This is a genomic window from uncultured Microscilla sp., from assembly GCF_947493425.1.
Taxonomy (GTDB): Bacteria; Bacteroidota; Bacteroidia; order Cytophagales; family Microscillaceae; genus Microscilla.
Genome location: NZ_CANLRP010000013.1, coordinates 60,776 through 86,010, shown reverse-complemented (window position 1 = coordinate 86,010; position 25,235 = coordinate 60,776). Strand labels below are relative to the sequence as shown.

The 25,235-nt window shown below is 39.9% G+C and carries 19 protein-coding genes and 1 pseudogene; 9 read left to right on the top strand and 11 right to left on the bottom strand.

All coding sequences use genetic code 11. The features are described 5' to 3' along the window. Positions 1 to 394: 394 nt before the first annotated feature. Together Q0954_RS06165 and Q0954_RS06160 are read right to left on the bottom strand one after the other, a co-directional pair. Positions 395 to 1,648, bottom strand: a complete 1,254-nt coding sequence (locus tag Q0954_RS06165; RefSeq protein WP_299454999.1) for an ABC transporter permease — start codon at positions 1,646 to 1,648, stop codon at positions 395 to 397. Positions 1,649 to 1,745: 97 nt separating this feature from the next. Beyond that, positions 1,746 to 2,456: an ABC transporter ATP-binding protein gene (locus tag Q0954_RS06160; RefSeq protein WP_299454997.1), complete on the bottom strand. Its 711-nt coding sequence runs from the start codon at positions 2,454 to 2,456 to the stop codon at positions 1,746 to 1,748. A gap of 353 nt (positions 2,457 to 2,809) precedes the next feature. Between Q0954_RS06160 and Q0954_RS06155 the strand changes: the two genes are divergently transcribed. After that, entirely contained in the window at positions 2,810 to 3,133 is a 324-nt protein-coding gene (locus Q0954_RS06155; protein ID WP_299454994.1) for a hypothetical protein, read from the top strand. Positions 3,134 to 3,332: 199 nt separating this feature from the next. Here Q0954_RS06155 and lysA read toward each other — a convergent pair whose 3' ends face one another. After that, a complete protein-coding gene (lysA, locus tag Q0954_RS06150; RefSeq protein ID WP_299454991.1) occupies positions 3,333 to 4,589 on the bottom strand; it encodes a diaminopimelate decarboxylase in 1,257 nt (418 codons plus the stop codon). Between the two features lie 154 nt (positions 4,590 to 4,743). On the opposite strand from lysA, the gene Q0954_RS06145 reads away from it, so the two are divergent. The 3 genes from Q0954_RS06145 (at position 4,744) to Q0954_RS06135 (ending at position 9,283) form a co-directional block, all read left to right on the top strand. Beyond that, entirely contained in the window at positions 4,744 to 5,484 is a 741-nt protein-coding gene (locus tag Q0954_RS06145; protein WP_002702590.1) for a 1-(5-phosphoribosyl)-5-[(5-phosphoribosylamino)methylideneamino] imidazole-4-carboxamide isomerase, read from the top strand. A 504-nt stretch (positions 5,485 to 5,988) separates the two neighbouring features. Then, positions 5,989 to 8,334, top strand: coding sequence for an adenylate/guanylate cyclase domain-containing protein (locus tag Q0954_RS06140; protein ID WP_299454986.1), 2,346 nt, complete (start codon positions 5,989 to 5,991; stop codon positions 8,332 to 8,334). A 622-nt stretch (positions 8,335 to 8,956) separates the two neighbouring features. After that, entirely contained in the window at positions 8,957 to 9,283 is a 327-nt protein-coding gene (locus Q0954_RS06135; RefSeq protein WP_299454984.1) for a hypothetical protein, read from the top strand. Between the two features lie 255 nt (positions 9,284 to 9,538). On the opposite strand, the gene mog is transcribed toward Q0954_RS06135, so the two are convergent. From mog to Q0954_RS06120, 3 genes are all read right to left on the bottom strand, one after another. Beyond that, the gene (gene mog, locus Q0954_RS06130) at positions 9,539 to 10,075 is read right to left on the bottom strand and encodes a molybdopterin adenylyltransferase (protein WP_299454981.1); all 537 of its coding nucleotides are present in this window, start codon (positions 10,073 to 10,075) and stop codon (positions 9,539 to 9,541) included. A 22-nt stretch (positions 10,076 to 10,097) separates the two neighbouring features. Continuing rightward, a complete protein-coding gene (gene dcd, locus Q0954_RS06125; protein WP_299455002.1) occupies positions 10,098 to 10,634 on the bottom strand; it encodes a dCTP deaminase in 537 nt (178 codons plus the stop codon). Positions 10,635 to 11,084: 450 nt separating this feature from the next. Then, a complete protein-coding gene (locus tag Q0954_RS06120; RefSeq protein ID WP_299454978.1) occupies positions 11,085 to 11,840 on the bottom strand; it encodes a hypothetical protein in 756 nt (251 codons plus the stop codon). A 308-nt stretch (positions 11,841 to 12,148) separates the two neighbouring features. Between Q0954_RS06120 and carB the strand changes: the two genes are divergently transcribed. The 3 genes and pseudogenes from carB to Q0954_RS35050 all read left to right on the top strand — a co-directional run bounded on the left by carB (position 12,149) and on the right by Q0954_RS35050 (position 17,078). Further along, a complete protein-coding gene (gene carB, locus Q0954_RS06115) occupies positions 12,149 to 15,040 on the top strand; it encodes a carbamoyl-phosphate synthase large subunit (protein ID WP_299454976.1) in 2,892 nt (963 codons plus the stop codon). Positions 15,041 to 15,447: 407 nt separating this feature from the next. Then, a complete protein-coding gene (locus tag Q0954_RS06110; protein WP_299454973.1) occupies positions 15,448 to 16,092 on the top strand; it encodes a hypothetical protein in 645 nt (214 codons plus the stop codon). A 237-nt stretch (positions 16,093 to 16,329) separates the two neighbouring features. Further along, positions 16,330 to 17,078 (top strand): annotated as a pseudogene (locus Q0954_RS35050) (DUF5995 family protein). 8 nt (positions 17,079 to 17,086) lie between these two features. On the opposite strand, the gene Q0954_RS06095 reads toward Q0954_RS35050, so the two are convergent. Then, positions 17,087 to 17,290, bottom strand: a complete 204-nt coding sequence (locus Q0954_RS06095) for a hypothetical protein (RefSeq protein ID WP_299454965.1) — start codon at positions 17,288 to 17,290, stop codon at positions 17,087 to 17,089. 189 nt (positions 17,291 to 17,479) lie between these two features. On the opposite strand from Q0954_RS06095, the gene Q0954_RS06090 reads away from it, so the two are divergent. Continuing rightward, positions 17,480 to 18,841, top strand: a complete 1,362-nt coding sequence (locus Q0954_RS06090; RefSeq protein ID WP_299454962.1) for a hypothetical protein — start codon at positions 17,480 to 17,482, stop codon at positions 18,839 to 18,841. Positions 18,842 to 19,326: 485 nt separating this feature from the next. On the opposite strand, the gene Q0954_RS06085 is transcribed toward Q0954_RS06090, so the two are convergent. From Q0954_RS06085 to Q0954_RS06070, 4 genes are all read right to left on the bottom strand, one after another. Beyond that, positions 19,327 to 20,628, bottom strand: coding sequence for a hypothetical protein (locus tag Q0954_RS06085; protein WP_299454960.1), 1,302 nt, complete (start codon positions 20,626 to 20,628; stop codon positions 19,327 to 19,329). 145 nt (positions 20,629 to 20,773) lie between these two features. Continuing rightward, complete coding sequence (locus Q0954_RS06080; RefSeq protein WP_299454958.1) at positions 20,774 to 21,625, bottom strand: LuxR C-terminal-related transcriptional regulator; 852 nt, start codon at positions 21,623 to 21,625, stop codon at positions 20,774 to 20,776. 305 nt (positions 21,626 to 21,930) lie between these two features. Then, positions 21,931 to 22,986 (bottom strand): class III poly(R)-hydroxyalkanoic acid synthase subunit PhaC, encoded by a 1,056-nt coding sequence (gene phaC, locus Q0954_RS06075; protein ID WP_299454956.1) that lies wholly within the window; start codon positions 22,984 to 22,986, stop codon positions 21,931 to 21,933. 141 nt (positions 22,987 to 23,127) lie between these two features. Continuing rightward, on the bottom strand, positions 23,128 to 24,498 hold the full coding sequence (locus tag Q0954_RS06070) for a poly(R)-hydroxyalkanoic acid synthase subunit PhaE (protein ID WP_299454953.1): 1,371 nt from the start codon (positions 24,496 to 24,498) through the stop codon (positions 23,128 to 23,130). A 217-nt stretch (positions 24,499 to 24,715) separates the two neighbouring features. Between Q0954_RS06070 and Q0954_RS06065 the strand changes: the two genes are divergently transcribed. After that, the gene (locus tag Q0954_RS06065) at positions 24,716 to 25,120 is read left to right on the top strand and encodes a MaoC family dehydratase (RefSeq protein WP_299454950.1); all 405 of its coding nucleotides are present in this window, start codon (positions 24,716 to 24,718) and stop codon (positions 25,118 to 25,120) included. The last annotated feature ends 115 nt before the right edge of the window (positions 25,121 to 25,235 follow it).

Here is a 25,235-nt window from a genome sequence, read left to right as displayed (position 1 = left end):
AAATCGCTTCACCCCATTTACCATCACCAAAGTAGCGTAGCTTTGGGAGTCTATAGTCCGTAGTCGATAGCTTTTCTCATAATTGAGAAATCACTTTGCGCAACCATAAAACTTTTTTTAAATCGCTTCACCCCATTTACCATCACCAAAGTAGCGTAGCTTTGGGAGTCTATAGTCCGTAGTCGATAGCTTTTCTCATAATTGAGAAATTACTTTGCGCAACCATAAAACTTTTTTTAAATCGCTTCACCCCATTTACCATCACCAAAGTAGCGTAGCTTTGGGAGTCTATAGTCCGTAGTCGGGAGTTTTTACTTTAGTCGATAACTTTTCTCATAATTGAGAAATCGCTTCACGCAATTTACCATCACCAAAGTAGCGTAGCTAAAGTTGTCTAATCTGCCCGCAATGCCTCAATTGGTTTTACCCTCGCTGCCTTCAGCGCAGGCATCAATCCGGCAAATGCCCCTGCTATTACCAAAATAACAGTAGCCGCAATGGCTACCCTTAGGTCTACCTCTGGACGGGTAAAATAAGGTGCTTGCCCTCCTGATTTTTCTATTTGTTGAATTCCCAGATTCATTAACTCCAGCAGACCTGACCCAAACAAAAGCCCCAGGTATCCAGAGAAAGCGGTAATTACTACCGACTCTTGTAGTATAAGGCTAATAATAGACCAGGGAGTTGCGCCAATGGCTTTGCGTACGCCAATCTCTTTGGTGCGTTCTTTTACAATAATCAACATAATGTTGCTCACCCCCACAATGCCTGCAATGAGGGTTCCTATCCCCACAAACCAAACAAAAGCCTCAATGCCGCCAAACAAACTGTTGAATCGTTGAAAACCTTCTTCGTTATTATTAATGCCTACTGCCTGTTTGTCTTCTTCAGAAAAACGGTGACGTGCTGCCAATACCCGACGTATATCTGTTTCTATAGAAGCTGCCGACACGTGGTCTTCGGCAAGGGCTCCAATCAAATCAATACGTGGTCGGGTGTCAAAAATGCTTTGGTAAGTGCTAAAAGGGATATAAGACCTTTCTTCGCGTCGTCCTCCTCCGCCATCAAGCGTATAAGTGCCAATCACTTTAAAGTGTACCCCTTTTACATTTACATATTTGCCAATGGCATTGGTAGAATCACCAAAAAGCACTTTTTTGGCGCGTTCCCCCAAAATCATTACTTTTCTTTTTTCATTGAGATCATTAGGATTAAAAAAGCGTCCTTTGACCAATTCTTCTCCATTGATCTCAAAAAATACCCGGTTGGCTCCATACAAAGGAAAAGAGGCATTGCGGGTTTTGTGGTTCAGTGTATAAGCTCCACTTAAACGGTTGCGTCGAGCAAGTCGTTTAATACCAGGCACTTCGCGTTCTATAGCGTTGTAGTCGTCATTGGAAAAAATAATGCTTCGACCTGGCTTGAGTCCATCATGGGGCATGGTGGTTTTTCCACGCCATACCCACAGGCTGTTTTTGGCTTCGTTGCCAAACTCACGTTGTACGCCATTTTGCATGCCCTTGCCTGCACCCAGCAAAAGTACCAACATAAAAATACCCCAAAAAACCCCGAAAGCAGTCAGAAAAGTACGCAATTTGTTTTTGCGCATCGTTCCCAATATTTCTTGCCATTTATCTAAGTCAAACATCTTTTTTATTTCTTGGTTATATGTGTTTCGCTTTTGGCTTTTGGCCTTTAGCTTTTGGTTTTGCTTTCTTTGTAGTTTTGGCCTACTTCACTATTGTCTACCCTGCTGTTTCTACATCGTTTATAATAGAGTTATTCTCTGCTCCATCACTTTCAATCACTCCATCGCGCAATCGAATCACCCGTTCGGTTTGCTCAGCTATTTCGTTTTCGTGGGTTACTATTACCACTGTAATACCCTTGCGGTGCACCTCTTTAAATATGTCCATTACCTCTTGGGTGGTTTGAGTGTCCAGTGCTCCCGTAGGTTCATCGGCAAGAATTACTTTAGGCTGAGAGATAAGCGCACGCGCCAAGGCAACCCTTTGCTTTTGTCCTCCCGATAGCTCACTTGGCGAGTGGTCGGCACGATCTGCCAAACCTACCATTTCCAGGTACTCCATTGCCAGCTTGTTGCGTTTTTTGCGTCCTACCTTCTGGTAATATAGCGGCAAAGCCACATTTTCCATGGCGTTTTTAAAGGAAAGTAAATTAAAAGATTGGAATACAAACCCCAGGAATTGGTTGCGGTAGTAGGCGGCTTTTTTAGCCGATAGGTTCTGAATCAGTGTTTCGTTCAGGTAATACTCTCCTTCATCATAATCATCCAAAATCCCCAAAATATTCAGCATAGTAGACTTACCTGACCCCGAAGACCCCATAATAGACACCAATTCACCTTGATTGATGTGTACATCGATGCCCTTAAGTACATGCAATTTATTTTTACCCACCGAGTAGTATTTGTGGATTTGTTTCAGAGTAATCATAAAAGAATATGGGTTATATGAACAGGTGTTTTAACTAGTAAAAAAGCTTTTCAATGTTTATCACCTAGTAATTTGTAATGCAAGGTAGCTTTTTTAATAAGTAAAGTCAAAAAAAAACACCAATTATTTGCTATTGATTTCAAAAAGTACATTAAGAAATAATGCTTTACAGGTAAGACACTCCCTTTGAAAGATTGGTTGCACTGCCTTAAAAAAAATATTTGGCTTGCTCGCCATACTTCAAATCAAACAATTGAATCCACTGTATTGCCAGTATAGCAAAGCAGTAATTGCAGTACTTTGTTTGCTTTCACTAAACCCCTGAAGTAACTTTGTAAAAAAAGCCGCTCAATATGTCTACATATCTATTAACTTTAGTCATCATGCTGTTTATCAATACCTTGTGTATCATAGGTATTTATGAAGCTGCCGCCCAACCCAAACGTATTTTATACCCAATAAAAACCTACCTCGAAGCAAAACTCCCCTACAAAGTTTTTGCACCTATATTGGGCTGTGTATACTGTATGGCGTCGGTATGGGGTACACTTTTCCTGGCAATGAGTATTTTTTTAGAAATACTACCCCTCAAATGGGGCATAGTGCTCCCCTTTTACATTGCAGCACTTTCAGGGCTTATTCACGGCATAGAGTTTTTAAGGGAAAAGTTTTCTTAAATGATGGTGAGTTAATTATAGGGACTGGGAGATAGGGAATTTCACTTGGACTGAACCACAAACAACCCATAAATGCTATTGGCAAAAGTACAACAAATGGGAGGAATAAACCCTCCCACTTTGTCATTCAATATGTATAACTGCAAAAAATTAAGTATACCCCAACCATTGCCGTAATAAAACAATTAGCTCACGAGACTTAAGCCTCCGCTTTTTCTTCTTCAAAATCAAGCATAACCTGATTTTTCAAAATATCATCCATTGTTTCACGCTTGCGTATCAGGTGGGCTTTGCCATTGTGTACCAACACCTCAGCGGGGCGAAAACGTGAGTTGTAGTTAGACGCCATGCTAAAACCATAAGCCCCTGCATTTTTGAGAGCGATAATGTCACCTTCGCGTACTTCATTGAGCTTACGGTCCCAACCAAAAGTATCGGTTTCGCAAATATACCCCACTACTGTATACACACGGGTAGTTTCGCTGTTAGGGTTCGACACGTTGAATATCGTATGATAAGAGTCGTACATCATAGGGCGAATCAAATGGTTGAACCCAGAGTCTACCCCTACAAACACAGTAGCTGGAGTAGTTTTTATTACGTTGGTCTTCATCAAAAAGTGACCGGCTTCGCTTACTAAAAACTTACCTGGCTCAAACCATATCTCTAACTCACGCCCATAGTCTTTGCAAAACTCCTTGAACCTCACGGTAAGTTTTTTGCCCAAGTCGGCAATATCAGTAGTTACATCGCCTTCTTTGTAGGCTACTCTAAATCCACTGCCAAAATCTACAAACTCAAGATCGGGTAAGTCTTGCGCCAGGTCAAACAAGATATCCGCTCCTCGCAAAAACACCTCGGCATCCAATATGTCAGACCCAGTGTGCATGTGTAGCCCGGTTACTTTGATATTGTTGGTTTTGATCACCCTAAGCAAATGACGGGCTTGTAATATAGATATACCAAACTTGGAGTCTATGTGTCCTACCGAAATATTGGCATTACCACCTGCCATCAGGTGAGGATTTATTCTAATACAACAAGGCACAGAGTCGCCATAAGCGTGACCAAATTGCTCAAGTATAGAAATATTATCAATGTTAATGACCAAGCCAAGCTCTACCGCCATCTTTATTTCTTCCAATGAAACACAGTTGGGAGTAAACAATATTTCTTCAGGCTTAAACCCTGTTTTGAGTCCAAGGTGGGCTTCCTGAATAGATACTACGTCTAAACCTACCCCCTGAGTACGCAAAAACTTAAGTACCGAGACATTCGTAAGTGCTTTGGCAGCGTATTTTATCTTCAGGTTTAGTCCCTTAAAGGCATCTTTTAGCGTATTGAGCTTGGTAGCCATCTTTTCTGCATCATACACATACAATGGGGTGTCAAACTTTTGACAAATGTCTAACACATCTACCCCTTGAATCTGGTAACGTCCATCAACTAATTCCATGGAAAAGGTAAATTTAAAATGAGATAAACTAAAAAACTTAGATAAGTACAATCTTAACCCTAAGCTTTGAAGGGCTCAAATTATGAATAAAAGCTAATTTTTATTATATTCGTAAGCTTTTTTTTCGATTCATCATAAAATTCAATCTCAAAACATGATAAAAATAGTTCCCTCTATAGCCATTCTCGGTGGTAAAGTTGTCCGCACAATCAAAGGCGATATCGACCAAGTGCAGGTATACGATACCAACCCGCTGGATTTGGCTTTAGAATTTGAAAACAATGGCATCAAGCATCTGCACCTTGTAGACCTTGATGGAGCCAAGGCACGCCAAATTGTGAATTACAACATTTTGGAGATGCTGGCAAGTTATACGCAGTTAGAAATTGACTATACAGGTGGTATCACCCGTGACGATGACATAAGAACTGCGTTTGAGTGTGGCGCCAAGCACGTAACTGCTGCCACAGTAGCTGTACACGAGCGCGAGAAGTTTCTTTCTTGGGTAATTACTTATGGAGGCAACAAGGTAATATTGGCTGCTGACGCTCTAGACGGCGTAGTACTGACCAAAGGCTGGAGAAAGAACACTGGGATAGATTTGGTAGAACATATCAAAAGCTACCACGAAAGAGGTGTAAGGTTTGTAAAAACTACTGAAATAGGTCGCAACGGAACACTTGAAGGTCCTAACTTTGATACGTACAAAAAGTTACGTACCGAGTTTCCAGAATTGCAGATACTTGCCAGTGGCGGTATTCGCTCGATAGAGGACATAGAGCAGCTTGACGCATTGGGTGTAGCCGGAGTAATTATTGGTAAATCTTACTACGATGGACAGATCAAGTTAAAAGATTTACAGAAGTTTATTGGGGTAGCAGAACAAGAAGCATAGTTTGCTGCTATTGGCCTCTCATCCGGTTATTTGCTAACCAACCTTCCTTTTTATGCTATGAACGACACATACAGGCACCTGTTGCTTTGTTTTTTAGATAATTACACAAAGCAAATCATCACTTACCACTTTTGGTTAAGTACGCCGTTCACAGCATATCATCTACATTTTATGTTTTGGTGCGATTTCTACATCGCACTACCCTATTTGGGGTAAGCTTTTCTGACATAGTTTTCTTTTTTCTCTTCAAACAGGCTCTTTTAGAGAAAAGTAAACCCAAAATCACATCAACTTTATTAAATTATACGCACATAAAATTGTATATTACAACTTTATTATTTTTCAAAAACCAAGTTTAAATAATCTAAAACAATATCATTCCACTTATTGAACATATATTTTTTTAGCAAAAAAACTTGATATATTACACAAGTAAGGTTAAATTTATATACACTAACAAAACAATCAATCAACAAAAGGATTAATCCTTACACGCATTGTTCAATGATGTATAATAAAATCAGGCCAACATTTATACTTATCCTCTTATGCTCTGCTTTGCTGACACAAGCACAACACACTGCTAGAGGGCTAGAAAAACTACTCAAGGGGCTAAATCAGGCACCTGACCAACCTACAAAAGCAGTATTGCTTCATCAATTGGGGTTGTGGTATGAAAGAGATAAAAACTATGAGAAAGAAATTCAATATCTTGAAAACGCTTATAGTATAGAACGTAAACAAGGCAACACTTCCAGAGAAGTCACTAACCTAGAGCATTTGGTATATGCTTACCAACAACTGGGGCTATACAATGATGCCATTGACCATTTGGAGCACTTGCTTACACTATATAAGCAACAAGACAAACAAGAGGCTGTTGTTCAGGCTCACTACGATTTGGTAAAACTACACAAGCTCAATCATACCTACAAAAAAGCCATTCGACACAACTGGGCGTTGGTAAAGTTATATACTCCAGCCCACCATTCAGAGGAATTGGTAAAAGTGTATGCCGATTTAGGTTTTTTGCATCAGCAAACCGGCAGGGCTGAACAAGCAGTGCAATACTATATACAAGCCAGCAAGCTCAACCTCAAAATGGCAGGTAAAACCAACCACCAGGCAGACTTACTCATGAACATAGGCTTTATACATCATAGAACACTCAATAACCCTATAACAGCACAAGACTATTATACCAAGGCATTGTATTTAAAACAAAAAACCAATGATGTGATATCACAGGCAATGTTATATAATGAACTTGCCCAGATAGAGTATGACAAAAACAATAAAAGACCAGCTGAACGATACACAAAAAAAGCGCTTGTACTTACGCAACAAAGTACCGAGGTTAGCAGATATAGTGTGCAGTCTAAGGGCTATCAATTGCTGGCAAAACTACACGCCAAAGATAAAAACCATTCAACTTCTACTGCTTATTACGCCCAATATTTATTGGTGCAACAGGTGTTGGACTCATTGGTGCGGGTAAAACATCAAGCCCATCAAAAACAATTAAAAAAAATACAAGACAATCAACGCAAAACAAAATCACGTTTACTTACCAAAGAAAGACGAAGAAGTCGTTTACAGGATTTGATTTTGAAGCAAGAAAATGAAATAAATGCGCTCAAAATCAAAGAAAAGGAGGTCTCATTACTAAAAAAAGAACGTGCCCTAAACAACGAAAAAGTAAAAAATGCTACATTAGAGAAGGACAAGATACAGCAGTTGTTAGCACTAGAAGCACAAAAGAGGTTGACTGCCCAACAAAAAATGGTTGCCGAAAGGCAGAAAATGCTCACTGAAAAGCAAAGGATGCTCACCGAAAAACAAAAGCTGGAAAATGAGAAAAAACAGCAAGCGATTGAAGCTATAGAACGAGAAAAGGAGCTTCAAAAACACAAACTTGAGGCTTCACAAAAAACGCAGGCATTGCAGCAAAAAGAGTTGGAACACGAAAAAGAACAAGGCAGGCTCAAAGATTACTTATTTGTGCTTTTTGGGGCAGTGATTGTACTTGTATTGATGGGGCTGGTGTCTACGGTACGCTCCCGCAAAAAACTCCAGGTAAAAAATACCTTGCTGCACGACGCCAACAATGAAATAAAAGAACAACAAGAAGAGATATTGGTGCAAAATGAAGAGTTGCATCATCGCAATGAGGAAATAGAAGCTCAGCGTGATGCCATTGAAGTAGAAAAAAATAAGTCTGACCATTTGCTACTCAACATTTTGCCTTATGCCACTGCCCAAGAACTTAAAGAGAAAGGCAATGCTACTCCTCAGCACTACCCTAAAGTAAGTGTACTCTTTACCGACTTTAAAGGGTTTACGAAACTTGCCGAAAAACTTACCCCTACCGAAGTAATTGCTGAGCTCAACTATTGCTTTAGTGCTTTTGATGATATTTGCCAAAAATATAACATCGAAAAAATAAAAACCATAGGCGATGCTTACATGGCCGCAGGAGGCATACCAGTGGCTAATGATACTAACCCAATAGATACCATAAAAGCCGGGCTGGAAATGCAAACGTTTATGGCACAATGGAAAGCAAACAAAGAAGCACAAGGTCTGCCTGTATGGGAGCTACGTCTGGGCATTCACACTGGCGAAGTAGTGGCTGGCGTGGTAGGTAAAAATAAGTTTGCTTATGATATATGGGGCGATACTGTAAACCTTGCAGCTCGTATGGAGAGCTCAGGAGCGCCTGGCATGGTCAACATTTCTGGGTATACCTACCAATTAATCAAAGGCCAATTTGAAACTACCTACCGGGGTAAAATCAAAGCCAAAAACAAAGGTGAAGTAGACATGTATTTTGTAAAGGCAACTCAATAGGAATGTTTGCACCAAGTAAAAAATAAAGCATTATGTCTTACCTTGATAAATAGATTCTGTATTTTTAACCAAGTATCCACTTTCCTTTATACTTTCCCAATTCCTTTGATTTTTTTAAATTTTTTACCAAGTTTATATACAGCTGAAGGCTGTTTTTATGCATAGTTTAAAAAATATGCTTATTTTTACACCATCATTCATTCATTCTCTTTGACCCGCACATCACTTCCAACCCATTTCAAAATCCAGAAATTTAACTTCCAAGATACTTTGCGTAATGCTTGTTTAGTAAAGCTATGCGTCGCGTTATCCTGTGTCCAACTTGCTTGAGTGTATCATTTATAGGTATTGAGGAAATACCTGCCCAAGGATCACATAACCTTTTGCCATACGCTACCTCTTGGAATACACTTACTGTATTATTGTTTATTTTTCCTGAGGCTACCAAATGAATAAAAGCTGATAGGTTCGTATCCCAAAATGGGAATACAGTGTTCCAAAACAAGACAAATAAATATTATAAATCACTGATTATCAATACATTAACTAACCAGCGAGCTTTTTGTTCTATACTGTTCAAGTTCAGCATATTGATGAATCCTAAATAAATAAAATTTTTGCTATGAAGAAAAAGACCCGAAAACCAAGAGTCGTTACAGTTTACCAAAAACTATGGGAAGCTGGAATAGAGTTTTCTATTACTGACCTTAAATACCTGAACGGGGGTACTTACTATCTTGACTGGCTCAGGGCTAACCCCCGCACAGAGCTAGAAGAGATGGAAATGATATATGAAGGAAAAAGAATCAAACAATTTTTATTTCCAGCATTTTTTGAGAAAAAGATAGAGTCTAAGATATTCTTTCACTTCCAGCGCAAGTCCGATCACTTGAAAAAGTTTCCCCTGGAAGGTAAGAATAACGCAAACAAAGAAAATACAGGAGAGTAAACCACACGGTAACTTACCTTTATTTCTTGTTTTACCAACTACCATCAATTTTATAGTACTCCATTACTTAGAAGCTCCAACAGGGGGGCGAGCTATTCTATAAGTAACTAACAAATTCATAGTATACTTATTTTCAGTAAGTTACAAATTTATTAGTCAGAGGGTAAGACACTGGTTTTAAGGTAATTATAAAGTTGATAGTTAAGAAATTGATCAATGGCTAAATGTCAATGTAGTGCATTTAGCCATTGGTACTTAAGAAGACTTAGGTCTGAAAACCTTGACAACCTCTGGGTTGCACTCTAGATAAGGGCCTTCTATCAAATCTATACAATAAGGAATTGCCGGAAAAACGGCGTCTAAGCACTCCCGGATAGCCTTGGGTTTACCTGGTAGGTTTACAATCAATGTATGGTTGCGTATGCCCGCAGTTTGGCGTGACAAAATAGCCGTAGGCACATACTTCAGGCTTTCCTGCCGCATCAACTCTCCAAAACCTGGCATCATTTTCTGACAAACTGCTTCGGTGGCTTCCGGAGTCACATCGCGTTTGGCGGGTCCGGTTCCTCCTGTAGTCACAATCAAACAACACCCCTCACTATCTGCCATCTCTTTGAAGGCTGCCTCTAGTTGATCCTGTTCATCAGGAATAACCTGGTACACAGGCGTCCACTCCGACACCAGGTACTCGTTGAGGGTACTCACTACTGCCTTGCCCGGAATGTCTTCATAAATTCCCTTACTGGCTCTATCTGACACATTGATGACGCCTATTTTAATATTTGTTGCCATAGTATGTTTAAAGGAATACTTTTTATTTTAAACCCTTTTTCTCAAAATCTTTGTATAGCAAACTTGGCTGTATGCCAGTGTTATTTTGATACTTGCCACTCTTCAGATAAAGCTCATAGGCTCCTTCTACCGAGTGAAAATATATTTGGCAAATTTCTACTCCAGCATAAATACGTACTGGATGAATACAAAACATTTCTAAGGTCCAGTATCCACTAAAACCTACATCGCCAAAACCTGCCGTTACGTGTACAAATAACCCCAAACGTCCTACCGAAGAGCGTCCCTCTAGCATAGGCACAAAATAATCGGTTTGGGTATGTTCAATGGTTTTGCCTAAGTATAGCTTACCCGTTTCCATCAAAAAACCTTCTTCAGGAATCTTCAGATTCTTGGTTTTGTGAGGTTTTTTCATGTCCAGTTCGCTGTCTTCATATACCATTAGTTCATCAGACAAGCGCAAGTTATAACTATTAGGATTTAATCGATTTTCATCGAAGGGATCAATATGTATTTTAGTGCCTAAATTTCGTTGAATTTCCTTTCCTGAAAGAATCATGGGCTTCTTTATATTTATACTTTGGTTGTATTGATTGACAGTGCTGTAATACTCTACCATTTTTCGTCCTGATTTGTGTCCCCACAACTGAGTTTACGAGTCCCTAGATACCAATGTAAATCGGTGCCTTATTTTAAGGTTCTAATCGGTTGGTGAAAACACACAACCGAGGCGAGGACAGTATTTTAGAGAAAAGGTAGGGCAGTGCTGTAAGATTGGGCATACAAAGAAATAATACCTTACACCTACTACAACATCCTATTTGAGCTAAATTTCAATACGAAGGTATCAAATTTATTTTAGTCATCTCAAATGTTTCAAATAAAAAGATTGGGGCAAAAAGTGGACATAAAGACGTAATAAGTTGATTTATAAAGAGCTTTACCCCTGTATACTACTGATACAGAGGCAAACAAAGCCTTAAGTACTGTCTATTTGCTACTCCCTTAATCAAAACTCGAGGGATTGCTCCACTCTAAGAAAGGTAACTTTGCCTTCATATAATTTTATCATTTGATGCTTGGCATCTTTACTTTTTTGGGTACGCCCAAGGGTAGTTTGGCCAGGAGTGACACGCAAAGTGTGGTGCATAAACAAATTATTGGGAGCAGTAGCACAACTGGCTCGAACACCAGACATATAAGGTGGCAAACGTGAAGCACCAGGTTTGGTATGACACCTAATAGTAGCTTTGCTACGTTTTCGTTCACTTTGGGTAATTACTATAGGTGAATAATACGTAAAGTGAATGTCTCCACCACTGCCTCCCAGTTTAATCTGTTCTTGCTCATCGCTTCCTTTTGGGTAATACCGTGACTTGTACCCGTTGCCACCACTGGTATTAATCAACAAGTCACCTAAGGCATAAATATTCATCTGAACCAACAGTTGAATCCCCACTTTCCCGTCCAAACTTCTCGCAGTGCCATTGGCTCCGCTGGCATCCATCACACACCTGCGCCCTATTTTTACATAGCGGGCATACAAAGTAAATTTTTCACTTCCTACTATTTTAAGGGTAGATTTATCATGCATAATGAGTGTATCGCACACCACTACGCTTTGACTTATCTGATAAGTTTTTTTTCTGTCAACTTCTATCCTGCGGCATTTAAGACTATCTGTTCTACTGCCCTTGGTTAAACTTTGCGCTTGTAAAGTACAGATGCCAATGGTGAGGCAATAAATTAAAAATAACTGTTTCATTTGGTCTGTTTTGTATTCCTTTAGTTTTACTCTTATTGAAAGAGGTAAAGGAAAAATAATCACCTAACCCAATTCATTTCTTTGGGGCAGGCCACTCATTTTTACCAGAGATAGCCCATACTCAAGTTAAAAACAGTTGAATATCTACATAGTCTCTCCTTCTAACCCCTGTTCATATAATGCTTATATTCAGGGTGTTAAAAAATAACATGAGAAAAATCAGACAAGCCTTGTTATAAAAAGTTTAGTTTCTATAATTTTGTGCAATTTTAAGCATCATCATTTTAGTACATCAATTAATATTAGTAATGCCCAAAAATACCAATATTAAATCTGTATTGATCATAGGTTCAGGACCTATTGTGATCGGTCAGGCTTGCGAATTTGACTACTCTGGCTCTCAGGCTGCCCGGTCTCTCAAGGAAGAAGGCATAGAGGTTACTCTTATCAACTCTAATCCGGCAACGATTATGACTGATCCGAGTATTGCGGACCATATATATCTTAAACCGCTTAAGAAAAAGTCTATCATTGAGATTCTCGAAGCACACGACATAGACGCTGTATTGCCTACAATGGGTGGACAAACAGCCTTGAACCTGTGCATTGACTGCCAAAAAGCAGGCGTGTGGGAGAAGTTCAATGTAGAGATTATTGGGGTAGATATAAATGCAGTAGAAACTACCGAAGACCGAGAGCGGTTTCGTTTGCGTATGCACGAGCTTGGCGCCAATGTGTGTAAAGGTAAAACCGCCACATCTTTTCTTAAAGGAAAAGAAATTGCTCAGGATGTAGGCTTTCCTTTGGTGATTCGCCCTTCGTATACACTGGGTGGTTATGGGGGTGGTTTTGTCCACTCCGAAGAAGAGTTTAATAAGGCACTTACCCGTGGTTTAACAGCATCGCCCATTCACGAGGTGTTGATTGAACAGAGTATTTTGGGTTGGAAAGAGTTTGAACTGGAATTGCTCCGCGACAGTGCGGGTAACGTGATCATTATTTGCTCTATTGAGAATGTAGACCCTATGGGTATCCACACTGGGGACTCTATTACCGTAGCACCAGCCATGACGCTGTCTGACAAACACTATCAGGCAATGCGTAACCTGGCAATCAAAACAATGAATGGTATTGGGCAATTTGCCGGAGGCTGTAACATTCAGTTTGCGGTAAACCCTGAAAATGACGATATCATCGTGATTGAGATCAACCCAAGGGTTTCGCGTTCGTCAGCGTTGGCTTCTAAAGCCACTGGGTACCCTATTGCCAAAATCGCGGCTAAGCTTGCCATTGGTTACAACCTCGATGAGTTGAAAAATCAGGTAACCAAGACGACTTCGGCTTATTTTGAGCCTACCATTGATTATGTAATTGTAAAAATACCACGCTGGAACTTTGAGAAGTTTCAGGGAGCCGATACCAAGCTTGGGCTGCAAATGAAGGCAGTAGGTGAGGCAATGGGCATTGGGCGCAACTTTCAGGAGGCATTACAAAAGGCTTGTCAATCGTTGGAAAACCGACGCAACGGGCTGGGGGCTGACGGCAAGGAACTGACCAACCAACAAGAGGTATTAGATAGCCTTGAAAACCCTAGCAGTGACCGCATCTTCCATATCAAAGACGCCTTTACTATGGGCATTAGCTTCCGTACTATTAAGAAGCTGACCAAAATGGATGATTGGTTTTTGTATCAGATAGAAGAGCTGGCAAAGCTGGATAAAGTCATCCAAAAACATGCCTTGGACAATGTGCCTGCCAAACTCATTCAAGAAGCCAAGCAAAAAGGCTATGCCGATCGTCAGATTGCCCACTTGTTGGGTTGCCTGGAAAGCGATGTGTTCCAAAAACGGGCAGAAATGGGTATTCGCAGGGTATACAAACAAGTAGATACTTGTGCAGCTGAGTTTGAGGCAAAAACCCCTTATTACTATTCTACTTTTGGTACATCGCTCGATGCCTCGTTTGAGGGCGGAGATGCCAACGATACTTTTGACAATGTAAATGAGTCGGAGGTAACCCCAGGCAAAAAGAAAATCATTATTTTGGGCTCAGGCCCTAATCGAATTGGTCAAGGCATTGAGTTTGACTATTGCTGTGTGCACGGGGTGCTTGCCGTAAAGGAGGCGGGTTATGAAGCCATTATGATCAACTGTAACCCTGAAACAGTATCTACCGACTTTGACATTGCTGATAAGTTGTATTTTGAGCCTGTGTTCTGGGAGCATATTTATGACATTATTCTGCACGAAAAACCAGAAGGAGTCATTGTTCAGCTAGGGGGGCAAACAGCGCTTAAACTTGCCGAAAAACTAGACCGTTACGGCATTCCTATCATTGGTACTTCTTACAAGGCACTCGACCTTGCCGAAGATCGTGGCAGTTTTTCTACTTTGCTCAAAGAAAACGATATTCCTTACCCTGAGTTTGGCTCGGTGAGTACTGCTGAGGGAGCCCTTGAGCTTTCTAAAAAGCTGGATTTCCCATTGTTGGTTCGCCCATCTTATGTGTTGGGAGGCAACAAGATGAAAATCGTAATTAATGAGCAAGAACTGGAAGAGCACGTAGTAGATGTGTTGAACTATTTCCCTGACAATCAGATTTTGTTGGATCATTTTCTTGAGCAGGCAATTGAGGCAGAAGCTGACGCTATTTGTGACGGCGAAAATGTGTATATCATTGGTATTATGGAGCACATAGAGCCGGCTGGTATTCACTCAGGAGATTCGCACGCAGTACTGCCGCCATTTTCATTGAGTCCATTGTTGATGGAAAAGATTGCGCAGTATACCAAAAAGATTGCACTGGCGCTGGATACGGTAGGGCTTATCAATATTCAGTTTGCCATCAAGGGCAACGATGTATATGTGATTGAGGCTAATCCAAGGGCATCGCGTACTGTGCCGTTTATTTGTAAGGCGTACAAAACTCCTTACATCAATTATGCAACTAAGATCATGTTGGGTGATAAGAAGTTGGCAGACTTTGACCTTGACAAATCGGCTACGTCGTGGTTTGTGCCCGTAGGACAAGGTTATGCCATCAAGATTCCGGTATTCTCTTTTAATAAGTTCCCGAATGTAAATAAGGAACTAGGTCCAGAGATGAAGTCTACCGGAGAAGCTATTTATTTTATCAAAGACCTTCAGGACGAGGAGTTTGAAAAGGTATACAGCGAACGTAATTTGTTCTTAAGCAGGTAATGTAAATACCACTTATTTTATAGTTCACCAAAGCCTTGCTTACTTTCTAGCCCGAAAGTTGGTAAGGCTTTTTATATAGTAAAATGGAAAAAATAAAGTAATCCAAAAGAAGGCAGTATCTGTTTGTTGGACAATGAAAAAAATCTTTGCGTAGCCTTAGCTACGGAACTATTTTTTGAAGAAGTACAACGGTCAGAGACGAAATTCAGTGGATTAGGTTATTTTTGTAGTTTTACTTAGAGCTTGTTTAAGGTTCATAATCGCATTTAACACAACATCTACAAATTATCCATGTAATATTAAGTACCTATGCTCACGCTAGGGTGTAACTTGCGACTTTTTGCTTGAGGCTTGCCCCTACCAGCACTATGGACTAATATTTATCAACCATCTAAATAACATAACCTATGGCTTTATTTAAAAACAAACTCAAAAGTTTTCAGGAACAAACGGCTCAGGAGAAACAAGCGCTCCAGCAACAAATAGAGCATTTACAAAAGCAAAATGAGGCTCTAGCCAAACAAAACGACCATTGGCAACAGCAAACCCAAAGCTTACAGGCAGAGGTACAGCAACTGCAGCAACAAGGCAAAAAACTGGAGGAACAAAATACCAGTCTGCAACAAATCCAAGAAGCATCGGAAGAAATAGCCAGAGAACTACGCAACAAAAACGGCGAACTACAAAAACAGTTAGCACTGTTGCAGGTTCAAATTGTTGATCACAAGGTGGCATTGGCGCAAAGCCAACAAAATACTGAAGCTGCCCATAATGAGCAAGCTTTGTTAAAGCAAAAAAATAAGCATTTACGTAAAGTTTTCAGACAAAACAAACCAACCTCACGCCCACTTAAGGGTAAAAAAATGCCCGAAAAATTTCGCCATACCACGGTAAAAACACCCCAAGCCACCCAAACCCCTGCCGAAGAAAGCACTGAGTCAAATGCGATGACCCACAATGCGCTGGGGCAGGTAAAAACCCAGGCAGAGTTTCAGAATGTGCCCGTAAATATGGGTAACCGTATGATTACACCCAGGGTGCGTAGGCGTTAAGGTGATGCATCAAGATTTATCATAGTTTGACCAATACATAAATAATGGACAATAGATCGCAAAATTTATATCTTTCATGACAAAAAACCAGAAGGTGATATAGTAGAAGTGAAAACACAATCCGCCACTCAGCGTTTTTTATGCAGCCATTTTTCAGCGACCAATCAACAAAAGCTAACAAAGGCTTTGTCCAAGGCAAATGTTCTGGTAAAATAACATACTCCATACACACAATCTATGAAAGCAACCACTATAGACGAAGTCATTACCCAATTAGATGATATTATCAATATTTCTAAACAAACCAAAAGCCCTTTGGGATACTTTGCCTCTTTGTACCAAAAAGTGACCATCAAAGTAAAGGAAGGCATTGCCCAAAACTTTTTTGAAGATGGGGCAAGAATGGAAAAGTTAGATGTGATTTTTGCCAACCGCTACCTTGCAGCTTACGAGGCATACAACAACGGGCAACAAGTCACCCAATCGTGGCAGAGGGCTTTTGCTATGGCGTCGCGCTATTGGCCTATAGTGCTGCAACACCTACTTATGGGAATGAATGCGCAATTAACCTTGACTTGGGCATAGCGGCTGCTGAGGTGTCTAAGGGGCATCGCATTGATGACTTAAAAACCGATTTTAACAAAATAAATGAGGTGCTGTCGTCGCTGGTACACGAAGTTCAAGACGATTTGGCGGACATCTGGCCTACGTTCAGGTGGTTGCTCAAAATAACCGGCAAAGTAGATGAACTGGTAACTGATTTCAGCATGCAACTTGCCCGCAATGGTGCCTGGAAGTTTGCCCTAAGCCTCGCGTTATTACCTGATAGTGAATGGGGAAGTGCTATCGATGCGCGTGATAAAAACATAGCCGATAAAGCCCGCATAGTGTCTAGCCCAGGGTTGGTACTCAAGGTTTTTTTTGGAATGGCACGATTAGGTGAGCAGGGGTCGGTGGGGCAAAAAATAATGAAGCTACAACAATAAAAAAAAGGCTATGCTGCCAAGGACAAATAGAAGGCAGAAGGCAAAAAAGAAGCCCAATCACGGCTATTTTTGTGCTTGGGCTTACGCTTGTATGCTTTTTTAGATACTACCTTTCGGGTAAACAATGTGGTGCGCGACTGATGTGCAATACTTTGCAAGTTTGGGTCGGCAGGGGCAGGGCTTGCCTGCGCTTTTTTCTTTTTCTTTGCCATTTTATTTTTAAAAATTTAGTTTTACAAACTGATGGCTTATACTCTTATTGCTTGTAAAATGTTACACATTGCCCTATAAAAAAGCAGCACTTCCACCCTATTGCATCTTTTCTCAAAATAACAATGTAGATTCCTGAGTATTTAGTATTTTGGAGGATACTCTACTTGAACAAAAACTTATTATCAAAAATGCGAAAACAATTATTGTTCACCACTTTACTCTTGGTTAGCTGTGTATTTCAGGGTTTTGCCCAAAAAAAACTCTGGCGGGTGATTAAGCTCGATAAATACCCTAATACTGCATACACTCCTTGTTGTAACGACTTTAGAACGGTGCTGCTGGAGGGAATGAAGGATAAAAAATTGACGGCTTATTTTTATACAGGCAAGTTTGGCGATGCTACCCAGGCGGTATCTATGGCTAATTTGCAGGGCTTTAGTAAAAATTTTGGCAAAGATAAAATCACAAGTGGTGATTTTAATACACTGGAGCTGCACGAAGATTATTACCCTGACAAAAATCAGTTTGACATCAAAGCGATGTCTATCATTATCAAAGCCAAAGGCAAAGTATTGGGCTTGCTTTTTAAATACGATGAGGCAAAAAAACACCTTGATAATGCCTACAATGCTTCGCTGCCACTGCATACATACGAAGCACTCAAGGCCTTTTGGCAATCGCCCGAAGACCCTACCGTACAATGGCCAGTAACTAAGGCATTAAAACAACGTAAATTTGCCTCTATTATTCCTCGTTCCATTGGCTTGCCTTTGCCTATGTTGGCAAGGCTCAGGGGTAAAGACTACCGTGCGGTGCAAACCGAGATATGGTACCCTGGTTTTGTGAGGGTTGACCTCGAAAATTATCGCACTACTATCAGCTACAAGCTCCCCCTTACAGATGCAGAAAATAAAGCCTTTTACCAAGCAAAAGAAGCAAAAGGGGTGTTGGCAGAAGAGCTACTAGAAGGCATCAGAAGCGGCAAATTGACTCCTTACCAAGTCTCGCCCATTCGTGCCAATAAACCGCTAGTAAAGCAAGACGCTCAAAAACTGGAAAGTAAGTTATATTACCTTAACTCAAGCAAAGACTCTATTCCTTTGCAAGGAACAGATATTCAAAAACTCAGGTTGGATGGACATTGGACGATCAATAAAAAATCGGGCAAACGTAATTTTAAGATTGCCAGAATTACGCTGATCGTTACCACCAACGATGCGCTCAAAGGCGTACCCAAACACCTGGCACAACTTGACTACAAAGAGGTGAAAAGTTACCTGGACAGTCGCTACGAAGAGAGTAAGAAAGAAAAAAAGGCAACCCTGAAGAAAAAAGAGAAAGGCATTGCAGTATGGATAAACCCTGAGAAGCCCGACGAAAAAAAGAGTTTTACTGAAGCACTGGACAAAGGACTTTATAAGGCACATATTCATTGGTTTGCCAATCGTACTGGAAAAGACGTACAAGCCTTGGCAAAAAGCAGTAGCATGTCAACCAATGAGGCGCGAAAAAGGGTTCACATGTATTTAGATGGTTTTGGGAAAAAATAAGAATCATTCAAACCCTCCCGCAAGACCGTTATTGTATGACAGGAGGGTTTTTGTTTGGGTAGATTTTGAAACCGTACACTTTTTTATAGCAGATAAGTCTTGATTTTTTTGATGGTTTTACAGCGTAAAAAGAGCTGTTAATCTGCTGAGTTGTAGAATAAAACCTGGTTTCGTTTCCCTCAGGCATCCGTTCATTTTTTTCTTTAGCTAAAAAAACGAACCAAAAAAAGCCACCGCTGTAGTTTGCTTGGCTAAAATTTGTTTCATTACGCCGAAACAGCTCAAACGTTCCCTCGTTCCTCGGTCAGTGATCTGTTTTTACGGCTTCATTGCTCAAATTTCTTAACGCCCACAAACTAAGGCGGAAAGTAAAGACGCTGTTTTTCAAGCACTTTTGAGACTGATAAAATTAAACTCTATATAAGGATTAGTAGTAAAAAATTAGTGTACGGTTTTGAATGGGTAGATTAACGTGTATGTCACTATCAACGCTTAGTCTTGGTTTTCTTCCACCTTAAGTATCTACCAGGGTAAAACACTAGCTGAATGAGGTTATACTCTAGTTGGCTAAAATCAAATTTTTTGCCTTCTATCTCAAAGCTAGATAATGGATACCAACGCAAATTGGTTCTTAAAATCAAATATTCATCTGTTTTGCCTGGCAGTATGTCCCAACCTATAGTTAACCCTGGCTCTATTTTCGCAAAGGTCTGTTTTTTACTGCCTTGAGTGGTTTCTTCGGTATACATCAAATGGTCGTAAGCAACATTGAGCCCCACATAAGGCACAAACCCAGAGTAATCGGTGAGAAACTTATTCACTTCAACAGCCAACGAAGTTTTTTTAATAGTTTGGTTAGTACCGTAGCCACTAGTGGTAAATATAGGGTTTCGGAAAGACAAAGCACAAAACATACCTGCCTTGTTGAATTGATACCCCAAAGCAATGTCAAAATAAGGCTCCGAAGTCATTTTATTTTTCAGGTAAGGAAGTAAAGCCTGGTTATAGTTAGACTTTGCCAAAGAAAAAGAGGTGGAAGGACCTACCCCCATAAAAAAATCACCAAAATGAGTGGCGCCTGCCCCTGGCTTAGATATAGTTTTATAACTGTTCCACTTTTTATTCAACTCAGCAGAGTTGTTTTTACTTCCTTCAAAAGAATAAACCAAGCCTGCTTGCACTCTAAACCTGGGCGTAGTGATTTCTTCCAGTCTGGTTTTACTTACTGGGTAAGTCCATTTATTGTCATGAAAATAGCTCACTCCAACCCTCAACGAAAAACTACCATGGCCATACAACAAGCCAGCTTCGGGTACCCACATAAAGTCTTTGGACAACACAGGATTGTCTTCATTTTCAATTTTTTGTTTAAAATCTAAAGCCGACCAACTGACGCCTACATAAGGTCTTAACTTGTTGGGTTGGTATTTCCAAGGAAAAAACCTTGCTCCAGTGGCTACCGAATGCGTAAGCTTTGCTTTGTTTTTATCATTGGGCGAAAAATCTAACTGACCTAGAGGAAAGCTTACATAAAACTCTCCATGTCCCCAAAAATGAAACCCACCCCAATTGAAGTAAGGGTTTGCTGAGGCTGAGTGCTCAAATGGAATGCTTTGATTATTTACCAATTGTTTGCCAGTAAAAGCAGGCGAAAAACCCATCCCCAACTCAAAGTATGTAGTGGCAAAATCAAGTCTTTGGTTTGCCTTAGGAACAAGCGTGTCTTGCTGAGCCAATGCTTTAAGTGAATAAAACATTAGCAAGGTCATTAAAAATAATTGTTTCATTGTCTTTGTTGCATTTTTGATAATGATGCAATAATGTGCAAGAAAAATAATGAACACAATCGGGCATTGGTATGAAAAAACAGGCTGATTGATAAATCATACAAAAGTATGAGTAGGGTGTTATATCAAAACAAAGCATTGTTAATCAATGACTTATCAGCACAACAAGCTCTGTCTTACTATTGACTCCACATTTTTTGTAAATATTCGATGCATGGGTTTTTACGGTAGGCATAGATATAAATAACTGCTCTGCTACTTGTTTGTAGGTGTGTCCTTTGAGTAATAGTAGAGCTACTTCTTGCTCACGTTTTGTCAAGGCATAGTTGCGCAGGTTTTGCTCTTTGGTTGTTACATCAGGTTTAAACAACGACAAGCGTTTTACGTCGTTCCACAACTTATTGCCCGCCAGCATAATAAAAACTACTGGCAAGGTAAAGCCTATTTTTGTGCCAATATGATTGAGTGTTGAGATGTAGTCAGCCATTAGCAACAATGGCATAAAAACAAGCCATATATTGGCAAAGTATCGGTCTGTTTTTTCCTGATGAGCCACCTGAAATCTGGGAGAGGTGTTTTTGACCAAAACCATAGATAAAACCACTGCACTTCCCATAAACACTACCACCAAATATTGCAGTTTATCTAATATATTGAGAAAATACCCTGCTACAACCAGCAAAGCCAGGCTAATCGACACCACCACCAGCAGTTTTTTATATCTCAGTGGTACATTATGTTTACGTTCTGCCAATGCATTTAAAGGGGTAGTAAGCCCTATCAAAATCATGCATAACAACGTAGAGAAGTTTGTCACTGGAACAGGCACTAAAAAGGCATCTGCCGTAAGGCTAATAATTAAGAGAAGTAATGCCACTGTGAAATAAATTGTTTCAATAAACTCCATGTTTCTTTTGTAACAAATCAATTCCATAAATAAGGCAAGAATAATAACACTGTAGGCTATCATCAGCAATACAATTTCTAATACTTCCATCGGTTATCTCAACTATTCACAAAAAAAGCCTCACAAAATAATCATTTATTTTGCGAGGCTTTGAATATATTTGACAATAACAATAGTCCATAGTATTTAGTCGATAGTCCATAGCTGATTCGAGTAAATGTTCACCTTGTTAAATACTGTAAACCAGTGGCGTATATTAAGATTGCTTACTCACTTTATTTTTAAAAGGGTTTCTGTTTTACGCCTAAACACCCAATTAAATAGTTTTTAAATTCATAAATAACTGATAACTTTGACTAAAATCACTGCGGAGTATTGCAATAATAAATGCTTACCTAATCTCTTTCTTTCAACCACTCGGCAATGGTTGGGCTCAGTTCCTTTTGCGAACGACGTCCGGTAAATACTCCAATGTGTCCGCCCGGAAACTCATACAACTTCTTGTCTTTTGATCCTACCAAGTCGTTCAACGGAATGGTAGAGCTTGGAGGTACCAAGTGGTCAGCCGCCGCATAAATATTAAGCAATGGCGAAGTAAGCTTTTTAAGGTCTATCTTATCCCCTCCTACCACCAACTCGCCTTTTACCAATTTGTTTTGTTGATATAAATCTTTGATAAACTGGCGGTAAGTTTCGCCTGCCTGGTCGGGCTGGTCATTGATCCACTTTTCCATACGCATAAAGTTCATGATTTTTTGCTCATCGTCTAGCATATCCATCAAATTCTTTTGTTTGCGCACTTTGAGCATAGGCTTAAGTTGCTGAAAGCCCATATCAAGGAAAGTGCCCGGCACCAAACCTCCAAACCCCTCTACAATGGCGTCTACGTCCATATCACGCGACCATTTAAACAATAAACCGTCATCGGTAGAAAAGTCAATAGGTGTAACCATCGTAATCAGATTTTTGACCTTTTCGGGATGCAATGCGCTATAAATCGTAGAAAAGGTTCCTCCCTGACATACACCCAATAAGTTAACCTTGTCTATGTTGTGGGTTTCGCAGACAAAATCTACCGCTCCATCAATATACACATTGATGTAGTCATTCATCGTGATATATCGGTCATTGCGGGTAGGATAACCAGTATCAATTACATAAATATCTATGCCCAATGAACCCAGCTTGCGAATAAGGCTTCGGTCTGGCTGGAGATCCATCATATAATAACGGTTAATCAATGCATAAGAAATTACAAGAGGGGTTTTGCAGGTAGGTTTATCTTCTCTGGTATAATGGTAAAGCTTTATTTTGTCTTTAGACCATACCAACTCTTTAGCAGCTGTTCCGATTTGTACCTCATCCAGCGAATTAAAAACTTCATAACCTTTCACTAGTTTGCTGGTAGTATCATTAATTTTTTGGAATAGGTCACCAACTTGATTTTCCATTGTTGTATTGATAGTTTAAATATTGTTTATGACTAATACAAGTAATATTACGAATAAATTATGCACACTTACTCAACATATTAAAAAAAAGGGGAATCATTAATTAATTCCCCTTTGATGTTTTGCGATGGCTAAACGCACTTATTTAGTGGATTTTGCCGCACTCGTAGGTTTTTTGGTGGCTGCAGTAGCTTTTTGTGCTGCGGGTTTTTTCTTAGCAGTTTCTCTGGGTGCTTTAGCTTTGGTTTCCAACGCTTTTTCCAAGCTTTGCACTCTATCTTTCAATTCTTTGATAGTTGCGTTCATTTCGTCTACTTCTGAACGAGGCACTACAGGCAATGGCGCCAGGTAGTGTTCCATTTGCTTGTCGAGGTCGGTTTTGATCTGTAGGCCTATTTGCAATAAATCTCCTTGAATTTTAGAGAAAGCATTGCCTGCAAACAACTCAATCATATCATCTTCAAGGGTGTTTACCCATTGGCTATAAAACTCATCATAAGTAACAGGGTCGGTACTTTCTGACATACGATTTGCCAGGTCTTTTACTACCTTCTCAATAGATTTTTGTCCGGTCACGTATACCAGGTTTTGCATTTCTACCGACTTGATGTAGTATTTGACGTGCTTTTCGTGTACACGCATCATAATGGCTAAAATCTCTTTTTCACGACTTGGAGGAATCATCGTAAAATAAGGATTGCTAAATTTGTAGAATTGGTCGGTAAACTGATAGTTCAAATCAGCCAACACATTGAAATTCTTATCCATCAATCCATTAGGCATCATCTTGGCAATTTGCTGCATCGGATCATTGAACAATCCTTGAGTCATGCCTTTGATCATTTCAGCAATTTTTTGCCCTTGCTCTACAATCATGTTGGCTTTGGTTGGATTCATAAAATGAAACACCGAATCAAATACTGATTGGTACTTGCTCATGTCTACCATTTTGTGGAGCGAATCAACTCCCATGGTATTACTTTGCATCATTTTATGGATGGGTTGCCATATTTCAAACATCTTGATATAGGCACGCGAACTGTCTACAAACCCACCAAAAGTATCTTTTGTAAAATCTCCGGGAACATAGCTTGATTGAGAAAAGGGTTTGCCAAACTGCGAGGTGAGTTGGTTATAGATGCTGTTCCATTGTTCATACACCTTTTTGATGTTTCCCAAGTGCTTGTCACCAGCGTTTTCATTGCTAAAATTTTCGGTGGCTTCTTTTACCACAGTCATCCAGTTTTCTGTAAACTTTTGCTGTGTCGAAACCCACTCTTGTAAAAATTCAGGAGTAACATCTCCTACTTTATTTTTTATCTCAGCAAGCATAGTATCCATGGCATCTTTTTGTTGATGAAACCAATTAGAATACACATCACTAGCTTGTTGGCTACCGCCATCTTGTTTGTTAAAAGATTCTTGAATTTTTTTAGAGGTGTCTACAATGCTATCTACCAGTTGGGTTTGGGTATTTACCCAGGCATCAAAGAAATTTTTTGTACTATCCATAGTAATCGAGTTTATGTGAGTCTGCAAGACAAATGTAAGATTATGCTCAAAATATAAAAAAAATATCTAAAAAAAACTTCTACCAACTATTATACTGAATAATTGATACTATTATTACAAGGGTGAATTGTATTTATCCCATGTAAGGTTGATTTTTAAATCAAATAGACATAGTATTGTACTTTACGAATATTATCTGATCTCAAACAAAAAACTTATGATCGAGCAAAACGAAGAGTACCGTCACTCTTTTTCTTTTACTCAAGACGATGTAATCAAATTTGCTGAAGTTACCGGAGACAAAAACCCGCTTCACTTAGATGCAGACTATGCGGCCAACACTCCCTTTTCTCAGCCTATTATGCACGGCTTTCTTGCTGGCAGCATTTTTTCCAAAGTTTTTGGCACCCTATTTCCAGGTGAAGGCACCATTTATATGAAGCAAACCATGGAGTTCCGCAGACCTATGTTCGTTAACAAAGAATATGAAGCAGTGTTTAAAGTAACCGACATAAACCGCGAAAAACACCGGGCAGTGATAAGTACATCGATAGTAAATAAGGAAGATGGGAAAGAAGCCGTGAACGGCGAAGCAATGTTGATGAATAAAGGGAGTATTTAGGAATAATAAGAGCTTGTTTGGACTTCATCCTTTGGAACCCTTGCGCGACTTTGACTGTCAGTATTTTGTTAAATTTAGCTTCGCAGAGCTCGGCACAGCAAAGCTGTAGCCATCG